Annotated in this window: 10 protein-coding genes; all 10 read right to left on the reverse strand. The window is 43.3% G+C overall.

Translation table 11 applies throughout. The features are described 5' to 3' along the window. Positions 1-31: 31 nt before the first annotated feature. A complete protein-coding gene (gene tolB, locus K370_RS06155) occupies positions 32-1,306 on the reverse strand; it encodes a Tol-Pal system beta propeller repeat protein TolB (protein WP_047539884.1) in 1,275 nt (424 codons plus the stop codon). Positions 1,307-1,482: 176 nt separating this feature from the next. Continuing rightward, on the reverse strand, positions 1,483-2,322 hold the full coding sequence (gene tolA / locus K370_RS06160) for a cell envelope integrity protein TolA (protein WP_047539885.1): 840 nt from the start codon (positions 2,320-2,322) through the stop codon (positions 1,483-1,485). A 51-nt stretch (positions 2,323-2,373) separates the two neighbouring features. After that, the gene (locus K370_RS06165) at positions 2,374-2,763 is read right to left on the reverse strand and encodes an ExbD/TolR family protein (protein ID WP_047539887.1); all 390 of its coding nucleotides are present in this window, start codon (positions 2,761-2,763) and stop codon (positions 2,374-2,376) included. A 15-nt stretch (positions 2,764-2,778) separates the two neighbouring features. After that, entirely contained in the window at positions 2,779-3,453 is a 675-nt protein-coding gene (gene tolQ / locus K370_RS06170) for a protein TolQ (protein ID WP_047539889.1), read from the reverse strand. Continuing rightward, positions 3,450-3,860 carry a tol-pal system-associated acyl-CoA thioesterase gene (gene ybgC, locus K370_RS06175; RefSeq protein ID WP_419177399.1) on the reverse strand — a complete coding sequence of 137 codons (411 nt, stop codon included), beginning with the start codon at positions 3,858-3,860 and terminating at the stop codon, positions 3,450-3,452. The genes tolQ and ybgC overlap by 4 nt, the downstream gene beginning before the upstream one ends. A 32-nt stretch (positions 3,861-3,892) precedes the next feature. Further along, complete coding sequence (gene ruvB, locus K370_RS06180) at positions 3,893-4,930, reverse strand: Holliday junction branch migration DNA helicase RuvB (protein ID WP_047539894.1); 1,038 nt, start codon at positions 4,928-4,930, stop codon at positions 3,893-3,895. A gap of 34 nt (positions 4,931-4,964) precedes the next feature. Then, positions 4,965-7,106, reverse strand: a complete 2,142-nt coding sequence (locus K370_RS06185; protein ID WP_047539896.1) for an EAL domain-containing protein — start codon at positions 7,104-7,106, stop codon at positions 4,965-4,967. Next, positions 7,096-8,022, reverse strand: a complete 927-nt coding sequence (locus K370_RS06190) for an ABC transporter substrate-binding protein (RefSeq protein WP_081977173.1) — start codon at positions 8,020-8,022, stop codon at positions 7,096-7,098. The genes K370_RS06185 and K370_RS06190 overlap by 11 nt, the downstream gene beginning before the upstream one ends. 81 nt (positions 8,023-8,103) lie before the next feature. After that, on the reverse strand, positions 8,104-10,164 hold the full coding sequence (locus K370_RS06195) for a TonB-dependent receptor plug domain-containing protein (RefSeq protein ID WP_047539901.1): 2,061 nt from the start codon (positions 10,162-10,164) through the stop codon (positions 8,104-8,106). 157 nt (positions 10,165-10,321) lie between these two features. After that, positions 10,322-11,173 (reverse strand): DUF4349 domain-containing protein, encoded by an 852-nt coding sequence (locus K370_RS06200; RefSeq protein ID WP_047539905.1) that lies wholly within the window; start codon positions 11,171-11,173, stop codon positions 10,322-10,324. Between the last annotated feature and the right edge of the window lie 17 nt (positions 11,174-11,190).

An 11,190-nucleotide genomic window follows, 5' to 3' on the forward strand; every position in this document is an offset into this window, starting at 1 on the left:
ATGGCGTTAACCATATCCGATACTATTACTGCTAGTTGAGCAACGGCCCCCAAGCTGGCTCACGCACGTCACCCGTTGCATCATTTAAGCGTTGGCGTACTTTACCATCAGATGACACCGCCGCCAATGCTCCGCGCCCACGTATTTTAGTCGCGTATAAAATGACACGTCCGTTTGGCGCAAAACTGGGCGATTCATCCTGACTGCCTTCGCTTAACAATTGCACCTGGCCTGTGGCTAAATCCTGTAAAGCAACTCTAAATTTGCCGCCATCGTTACGTATGTAGGCCAAAGATTTACCATCTGGTGAAAATTTTGGCGAAACATTGTAACCTCCCTCAAACGTCACGCGCGTTGGTGTGCCGCCATTAGCAGAAACTTTATATATTTGCGGTTTACCGCCGCGGTCTGAGCTAAAGTAAATCGAATTGCCGTCTGGTGAAAATACTGGTTCGGTATCAATTGCACTACTTTTTGTAATTTGTTTTAAACCACCGCCACCTACATTGATGGTATAGACCTGTGAGTTTGCGCCGTAAGTCAGCACAACTGCCAACTTGCTACCGTCTGGCGACCAAGCTGGCGCGCTGTTGTTACCCTTAAAGTTAGCCAAAACTTGGCGGCTACCACTGCTGAGTGATTGCACATAAACAATCGGCTTTTTCTTTTCAAAAGAAACATAAGCTAATTTTGACCCATCTGGTGACCAGGCTGGCGAAATAATCGGCTCATTCGATGACACGACGGTTTGCGGATTGAAGCCATCGGCGTCTGCCACTTGCAAGACATAACGTTTGTCTTTTTTCGTGATGTAGGCAATACGACTGGCAAATATGCCAGACTCACCCGTCAATTTCTGATAAATAACATCAGCAATTTTGTGTGCAGTAGTGCGCACTTGACTCGGCGAAATTTGATAATCCATGCCTGCCAATTGTGTTTGTTTTAATACATCCAACAATTGGAAAGTCACTTTCAATCGGCCGCCAGCAATAGGCTCAACACGCCCGACAGTTAGCACCTGTGCCTGCAAAGCAGACCATTCAGCGTATTTAACCTGTGCAGGCGTAGTTGGCAAATTAGCCATGCCACGCGTTTCCAACACGCGGAATAAACCGCTGCGCTTTAAATCGGCCGCCACAATATCACCAATACTATCTTTGATACTAGCAGCGTCGCCAAAAGGCACTATTGCGATAGGGATTTGTTGTGCACCACCACCACTGATTTCAATATCAAGCTCAGCATGCGCGCTAACAACAATAAAAAAACTGATGATAAAAACGATTAATTTTGAAAAATTCATTGTGCCCAGTGTGTGATTAGTTTCAACTGTTGGTAATCCAGTTTTTAAAAAGGTTCCGCCAAATTTTACTGCAAACAGATTCTGATATTACCGCAATTACACTTTATTACATTTTTTACGCTTTGTTACATTGTTAAAATAGACCAAATACATTGATCGCCAATCGACTCAGCTCATTACTCGTTTGGTCTAAACGTCAGATTCAGGTTCCTGAATTTGGCATAAATCGCGGGATCTGATGGCAGTGGCAAGGGCTCAGAAGCAGCAATAGCACGTTCTACAGCGGCGTCACATGCAGCGTTCCCACTGGACTTTATCAACTTAGGCGCACTGCTAAAATCACCCGTTGGCAACAAACCAATGGTAAATCTAAGCTCTGGATTACCATCGCCACACAACGTTTTATTCACATTGCCGCGAATTTTCGATTTAATCCTATCGGTATACTCACCTATAACACTGGCATTTGCAGCAGCACTTGCGGCATTTGCCTGTTTATTTTCCGCTGCATTTTCCTCAGACAACATATCTTGTTGCATTTTTTTCAGTGCATCCGCTTGTTTTTTCTCTAACGCTTTTTTCTCACGCAACTCATCTTCACGCGCTTCTTTTTGGAGTTTTTCCAACACATCTTTTTTCCGCTGTTCGTCTAGCGCTTTTTGTTTTATCTCTTCTTTTTTCTTAAGCTCTTCTTTCTTTTTCTCAAGCTCAATATCCACTTTTGGCTCTTCTGGCTTAGGCTTCTCTTCGACAACGGGTTTAGGTTCAGGCTTGGGCTCTGGTTTAATTTCTGGCTTTTCTTCAACAATAGGTTTGGGTTCAGGCTTAGGCGGTTCGCTAATCACGGGTTTAGTGCTGGGCAATTTATCCCACAATTCAACCTCTGTCACACTCAACACAGGATGTGCCGCTTTCCAATTAAATGAAACCAGCATGGCGCCCAGCAAAAATACATGCACAGCGATCGCCAGTGCGCCTGCTTTCCATGAGTCGGTACTTTCGTGAGGTCTTAACATTTGATGATTACTTTTGCATTAACTATTTGTGCTACTTAATTTTAGAAATAATTAAGATGCAGGTTTGAATAGCAAACCCACTTTATCGACTTTGGCTTGTTTCAATAAATCCATCACTTCAACCACTTTGCCATACTGGGTTTTTTCGTCAGCCGCGACCACTACTGGACGCTCTTTAGTTTCAAGTTGTTTTTTGATTTCAAACAACAATTCATCTCGCTGCAGTCTTTTACCGTTAATTTCGGCCATACCATCTTTTTTAATCGTCACAACTATCGGCGCGCCAGTTTGCTTTAAGGCTTGACCGACCTTAGGCAATTCAACCACGCCAGGGTTGGTCATTGGCGCAGTCACCATAAAAATAACCAGCAACACCAAAGTCACGTCGATATAAGGCACAACGTTAATTTGATTCATCATGCGGCGTTTACGAGTTCGCATTTTAATTTCCTAACGCTATGACTTGCGTTGCAAGATGTTGGTGAATTCTTCCATAAAGCTTTCGTAGCGCACCGATAATCTATCCACGTTGGAAGCAAAGCGGTTATAGGCAATCACTGCTGGAATCGCTGCAAATAAGCCAATTGCCGTGGCAATCAATGCTTCTGCAATACCCGGCGCCACCTGACTTAATGTAGCTTGCGCTACGCTGGATAAGCCTCTAAACGAATTCATAATACCCCAAACTGTACCAAACAGCCCGATATACGGACTTACCGAACCAACCGATGCCAAGAAAGGTAAATGTGCATCCAGGTCATCAAGCTCGCGGTTGTACGCAGCACGCATGGCACGGCGCGAACCTTCCATTACATCACTCACCTCCATTTTGCCTTGCTGTTTGTGACGAATATATTCTTTAAAGCCAGCCTCAAAAATACTGGCCATGCCTCTTGGTTTACGACGGCCGGCAGTGATGCCTTCATAAAGCTTATTCAAATCACCGCCAGACCAGAATTTATTTTCAAAATCCTCAGATTCAGTTTCAGCGCGTTTAATGGTGGCCACTTTGATAAAAATGTACCACCAAGAAAATAACGATGTAATCAACAATATCACCATCACCAGTTGGACAGGCAAACTTGCACCTGTGATTAGGGTTAATAAAGACATATCACTTGCTACACTCATGCTGGCTCCATTTGATAACTACCGCTTGATAATTGCTGCAGTTTTAATTTAAGTTGATTCGGAATCTTGCTGGGTTTAAAGGTTAATGCATCAACACACGCAATTTTTACATTGGCTTCAACTAAAGTTTGTGTGTCTAGACTAATTGTTTGTAAAAAGACAAAACTACCATGACCTATCATGGATAGCTCACTTGTAACAGTCAGTAAATCGTTAAATTTTGCGGGTTTTTTAAACTGAATTTGCATGCTATGCACCACAAACAGGGAGTTTAACGCATCTTTTAGCTCTGTTTGCTCAAACCCTAAATGGCGTAGCCATTCAGTACGGGCACGTTCCATGTATTTCAAATAGTTGCTATGGTAAACCACACCGCCGCTATCTGTATCTTCGTAATATACACGCACTTGCCAATTAAACTGGCTTTTTGTTGCAAATTCTACTGCTGCCACGCTTCACCTGTCGCCAATGTTTTCGGCACATCCAAGCCAAAATGTTGATATGCCAAACTGGTAGCCATGCGCCCACGCGGTGTACGCATTAAATAACCTTGTTGAATCAAATAGGGCTCTAGCACGTCCTCAATCGTGTCGCGCTCTTCGCCAATCGCAGCCGCTAAATTATCCAACCCAACCGGGCCGCCACCAAATTTTTCTAAAACAGCCTGCAATAATTTTCTATCCATCACGTCAAAACCCAAACTGTCGACATCCAGCATTTTAAGTGCAGCATCCGCCACTTCCGAGCTGACAATGCCATCTGCTTTTACTTGTGCATAATCGCGCACACGGCGCAATAATCGATTGGCAATGCGCGGTGTACCTCGTGAGCGTTTGGCGACTTCCAATGCACCAGTTGCTGTTATTTGCACATCCAATAAGCCTGCACTGCGATGCACAATACGTCCGAGTTCTTCTGCGGTATAAAATTCCAAGCGCGATACGATACCAAAACGATCTCTGAGTGGGTTAGTCAGCATACCCGCACGAGTAGTTGCACCCACTAGCGTAAACGGCGGCAAATCCAGCCTTACCGAACGTGCGGCAGGCCCTTCACCAATCATAATATCCAGTCGATAATCTTCCATCGCTGGGTATAAAATCTCTTCCACCACAGGGCTTAAGCGATGGATTTCATCAATAAATAAAACATCATTTGGTTCTAAGTTGGTGAGTAAAGCGGCCAAATCGCCTGCGCGCTCCAACACCGGGCCAGAGGTTTGACGCAGGTTAACGCCCATTTCACGCGCAACAATATGAGCCAATGTTGTTTTACCCAAGCCTGGCGGCCCAAACAATAGTACATGGTCTAATGCTTCGCTACGGCCGCGCGCAGCATTGATAAAGATTTCCAGCTGGCCACGTGCTTTTTCCTGCCCCACATACTCATCCAAAACTTTAGGGCGAAGTGCGCGTTCAATCGCCTCTTCTTGTGGGCTGGCAGCGGAGGGAGCAATTAGGCGATCGGTTTCAATCATGTGATTTAGGGCTTAAAAACGTGAAAACACCCTATTATGAGTTTAATTGCGAAAAATTCTCAATTAATTTTTTTATAGCGACTGGTGAACCGAGATGCATGCCTTGTCCATAATGCACGCCAATGGTTTTTAATTCTTTCAGAATCGCTTCATTTTCAACAAACTCTGCAACCGTTTTAATGTTCATGGCTTCCGCCACACTATGTATTGAGCGCACCATGGCGTGATCAATTTTATTAATGTGCATTTCTTTCACAAAAGCACCATCAATTTTTAGAAAATCCACCTCAAAGTTTTTTAAATAGGTAAATGATGACATACCGCTGCCAAAATCATCCAATGCAAAACTACAACCTAACTTCCTGAGCGCTGTAAAGAGTTGAATGGTGTTTTTTAGGTTAACAATCGCAGAAGTTTCAGTGATTTCAAAACAAATGGATGTTGGCGGGATGGCATAAACCGCCAATTGCTCGCGAATAAAACCCAGCAGACTTTTATCACCAAGTGACGTGCCGGATAGATTAATTGAGAAGACATAATTACATTTCTCATTACTCCTATCCAACATGTCACGATAAGCCGAAAAAGTATTTCGAATCACCCAGCGATCGATATTAGGCATCAAATGATACCGCTCGGCAGAAGGAATAAATGAAGTTGGCAATATGATCGTGCCATCCAAACTTATTTTTCTGATCAGCACTTCATAATGATGTTGTGCCGGCACATTAGACGAAAGTGGCACAATTGGCTGACAGTACAACATAAACTGTTCATCATCAATTTCATTCGTAATATCTGAAATAGCCTCTACTTGGCTGCGTCGCTGTGTGACCTCAATATCGCCGGCACTAAACAAAAAACTTTGATTGCGACCCGCTTTTTTAGCCGAATAGCAGGCAGAATCAGCCGCATGCACAATCTCACTCACGCTAGCAAAGCTAGTATTAATGACGACCATACCAATACTGACGCCGATATTAAAAATCTTATCATCGTGCATGAATCGATAATCGTGCACTATTTTCAATAAGGTATTGGTGATTTGACTGGCGTCCGACAGGCTGCAATTTTCAAGCAGCAAGCCAAATTCATCTCCACCCAAACGCGCCAACGTGTCTCTATCACGCATTCTATTGGCTAACAGAACGCTAATTTGTCTTAAAAGTTCATCCCCCGCAGCATGGCCACAAGTGTCGTTAACCAACTTAAACTGATCCAAGTCCATATAGCAAAATACGTGCTGCGCGTTCATTTCATGTACGCTTTTCAAACTACGCTCTAACCTGACTTCGAACTCACGCCGATTCACCAAACCCGTTAAATCATCATGCTGTGCCTGATGACGTAACATGCTGGTAGCATCATTGATTCTATCCTGCATACTCTCATAAGCATGCTTAAGGCTAGTGGACATGGAGTTAAAGCCTTTTTGCAGGGTTTTTAATTCACCACTGGAATTTTCAGTGATGGTTTGCACAAAGATTCCTTCACCGACTTTATTCACTGCACTCGCAATTTCCTGAATCGGTTTAGTGATATTACGGCCAAGACGCCATGCAATTAATGCGCTCACCATCAACCCGAACAAGCCGATTAAGACGATCTTAGTGATTAAATCCAGCTTGATATTTTGTAAAGTCTGATTACTTAAGGCCACATAGACATGCCCAATTTCCAGTTGATTATCCACTATATCTGCACCCGATCCAGCATCATATCCACTGGAAAAATCCTCAATTTCAACCAAACTGCGGTAAATAGGTGAGGTAAAAATAATGCCATTGCTCAGCTTGAATTCGTTCAGATTATTTTTATCAATACGGTTAATTAAATCTTGCGACAATGGGCGACCACTTAATGCCAACACCATGCCTTTATTATCAACTACCAGCACAGTCCTGACTTCCTGCTCATTAGATAGCGCTTGCTGTACTAGCTTTTGTAATATCTGGCGGTTGCCTGATATGACGCCATACTCTGCCGCTGGCGACAATTGCGATGCAATGATGCGACCACGATCACTCAGTGATTGATTCAACACCCCGAAAACGTTAGAAATAGCGTAACCAGCTAAAATAATCGCGAATAGCAAGGCAGGAATAGTCCCCAGCAAAATCACTCTGGATTTAATACCTATATTATTAAAGCCTAATCGATCCGTCTCATTTTTCATATTGTGCTAATTCAGCGTCAGCTATTTTTTTCTGCAATTTGTCTTTATCTTCCACCACGATATTCAGCGAGCGTGCGACTTGATAATTGACAGCTATTGAAAAATATCGCGGCGTCTGTGGCGGTGGCAAAAGACCTGGGGACGCCTGGGATTGCACTGCAATTTCTGCCGCCTGTTTAGCCAGTTGCTTAGTCGTGCTATACACTGCAGCCAACGCACCTGCTTGTACGTATGACCGAGAGTAGCCAAATACTGGCTTGAGATGTCGGTATGTCGTCAGCAGAATAGGTTGCGCGGTTTCACGGCTATACACAAGTGGATCGGGAATCGCGATTAACGCATCGTTACTGTCTAATATTTTATTCAGTTTAGGGATTAAGTCAGCTTCTTGCACAATGCTTTCCTCAGTGACATTAATGGCGTTCTTTTCACCTGCATCTTTAATTAACTCACCATATTGAGATGAGTTTTTACCCAGCAGAACACCTAAATTCCTGATATTAGGCATTACCGTCTTAATAAGCATCATTTGTCGCATATAAGGCTGATCCAATACGATTGCACTAAAATTACCCAAATCACGCCTGCTGGCGGCAAGCAATCTGTTAAATGCTGGTAAAGGCGTAAATACGCCAACAACAGGTGTGGTATGTTTTAATTTACTGGCGGCCTGTAGTGCATTAACACCCAGCGCAATCACTAGCTCACTATTTTCGGCGACCACTAATCTCTCTGTTTCCTGTAAATCAATCACTTTCACACGCAGTGCCGTGTTTTTAGAACTGATAAGTTCATCTCTAAAATGCTCTACAAACTCTAAATTAGTTGGTGTGGGCGCACTTAATATAATAGTGACGCCTGTATAAGCAAATGAAAGTGTGGGCGCAAAAAAACCACTTATTAACGCAACAAGCATTAACAGTTTTAAAAAATTCCTGCTTATTGTATTAGTACGCAAATAAATCACTTTAGCGTCGCAAGCTCACATTTAAATGCATTAGAAATCCAACTTAACATTAATACGCGCGCGCCGTTTCAGCGTGTTGTAATCAGCAAACTCCTGATAATGATCATTGAATAGATTTTCAACAACAATCGCAACTTCGCCATTGCGGCGACCATAATCAAATTTTCGCGCCAGTCTAACATCACATTTTCTGATTAAATCGACTGGGTCGCCATCCCCCAAAAGGGTAGTTGCGCTTGTTTGATAATAGGCAAAACTGCCATCCCATTGAGGATTAAAGCGATGCGTTATAAGCGTGCTAATCGTATTGCGCGGCATTGACTTTATATAATTACGCTTTAATCCATCCTGTGTCTCGCGAATATGCACATAAGCATGATTAAACAATAATCGGGTATTGCGAGTTAGCGGCCAATTTGCCTGATATTCAATACCTTCTACCTTTGCACTCCCTTGATTCTCGCTGGAAAAAACATCTCTATCGATATCTGGATTTAACAAATAAGTATTTACAGGCACAGTAAAATTGGTACGTCTAACATCCCTCACTACATGATTGATACGATCACTGAACAACCGCATATCTAAATGCAAACGGCCAATTTCACCAATATAGCCCAGCTCGGTTGACACAATTTGTTCAGGCTCTACACCGCCCTTATTGGCTCGATATTGATAAATCAGCGCACTGGGATTTGCCAATGTGGTTGGTATGACTAAGCGATTCTGAAATTTCTCTTCCACATAATTGGGTGTACGCAACGCACTGGAAACGCCGAACCTAAAACTATGATTCGCATTTGGCTTAAAGTTAACACTCGCTCTGGGTGAAATATCCGTGCCAGTAAAATCGTTGTGTTCCAACATGGCACCTGCATTCACTGTCAATTTTTCATGTGGCCGTAACTCTACATGCCCAAACAAACGCAGCAGATCAAAATAATCGGTATTTTTACTAGCCAAGTAAAAAGGCGCATAAGTTGAATCTCGACGCATGCTTGCACCCCACACTGCGCGTGCATTACTGGCAAGTGTAAAAGTATGCTGTGCCTCAATGTCGGTGCGTTTTTGCACCACTTCATTATTAATAACCACGTTACCATTCACCAAACTGGCTGCCAGACCAGCATCAAGTGGTGCAATTAAAGGCCTTAAATCTACGGTGGTGTTTACATCATCCGAGTGGTCATAGCTGTGATAGGCTTGTAGCGTTAAATCGCTAGTATCCGAAATGTTATGCCGCCAGCGAATTAACCCAAAATGATTGTCTATTTTTTTAGTGCGCGGTAAAAAAATAATATTATCTTCGTTAATATTGCCTTCACCGCGTGCGCCGTCGGTTATACCAAATTCAAACTCAAGATTATCATTCGAATCGAGCAGATACTCTGCTTGCGTGCTGATAAAACGTGTACGTTTAAAATCGTTACGATTATCCAGACCATCATCTTGCCGATAACCAGTTGTCACTCGATAACTAAAATCATCCGCCTTACCTGCATGACGATAAAACACTTCGTTACGCCCATTGCCGTGGGTTGCAACAATACTGTTATTTGGTGTTTCAGATGGCGTTTGTGTGATGATGTTAATCACACCAAAATAGGAATTCGCTCCATAGCTGGCAGCGTTAGGGCCACGTGTGACTTCAATACGCTCAATATCGACGATGGCAATTGGCAACTCGCTCCAATTAACACCGCCAAACAATGGGCTATAAACCGAGCGGCCATTTATCATCACTTGCATCGTACCCGCATAAGCCGTCGTCATGCCATGATAACTAAGCGTATGATTGGTGTTGTAAACATAGCCCGCATTAGTACCTACGTACATGCCGGGCACTAACCGGAATATCTCCGGCAAATCAACGATACCGCTGGCGCGGATGGTTTCACGATTGATGACCGTCACCGCAGAAGGCACATCAGCAGGTGCCTGTGCCAGACGCGATACCGTCAGCACTTTTGGTACCTCCCCAATATAATCATCTTCAGACAACAGATCCAAAGACGATTCTTGTGCATAAGCCACAGACTCACCAGTGAGAAATATCGCCATAAACAATAATTGATACAGGTAACTTTTCATTGTTTTATTACCCTCGGGTAGGCCTCACCGTATACGTGGATGCTTTCATCTGACAGGTTACTATCATGCTTTAAATTAAATGTTAACTATTCAATTAAATCTATTTTTGCTTTTTTATTTAGCTGCCTTAAAAATGAGCATCTTAAAAATAGCCATTTTATTTGATTTTAAGCTTAACCCAGTATTTGCGTGCCAGCCAAATCACGGGAATACCAATCAATAACCAAGGAATCAAACCAACGACGAAAGTAATCACAGCACCAAAACTTTCCATCATCACCTGCCCTGCGTTTTTCAGGGCGCGCGCTACTGGCGCAAAAAAACCTTGTTCTGTAATACCTTGGCTGGCGGTGAAATTAATATTCACCGCGACTAAATCGGTTTCCAATGCCAACACTTTGCGAATACTGGCAATGCTATCTAACTCACTTTGCGTATTCGCCAACTCACGCTCTACATCGATAATATCTTTAAACTTGGCCGTTTTATCACCTAACATCAAGCGCAGTCTATCCCTCAAATCAGTTAGATTTTTAATTCGCGCATCCGCATCCATTACTTGAATCGTTTTATCTTCGCTGTCTCGGCCATGCTGCATCACCTCGCCATTCTCAGCTAATCCAGTCAGAAATATGCTGACATTTCTAGGTGGCACACGCAAACTTAAGGATGCAGATGGCGGGCTATACGGCGTTTCGCGATTGTAATTGGCGCTGAGCATTTGGCAGCCTAACGCCTCACAATGTTTGATGGCTGCATCAAAACTCGCCTGCATTTTTTCTGGTGCCGTTTCAATTTGTAGATGATGACGCAACGCGATGTATTTTTTAGCGGCGACATTAATTGGCTCGCTAATCTCAGTCAAACCTAGTTCAGCGCCACCTGCTGAATCAGCAGCCATTTTCGCTGTTGGGGCAGATCGTGCCATTTCGAACGAGTTAGATGTAGCATCCTGCTTATTACAAGCTATTAACAACAAGGTCAGTAGTGCAATTAAACCGTACTTCATGTGCGAATCCTTTTTCT

It is taken from the genome of Methylotenera versatilis 7, from assembly GCF_000799165.1.
Classification (GTDB): Bacteria; Pseudomonadota; Gammaproteobacteria; order Burkholderiales; family Methylophilaceae; genus Methylotenera_A; species Methylotenera_A versatilis_A.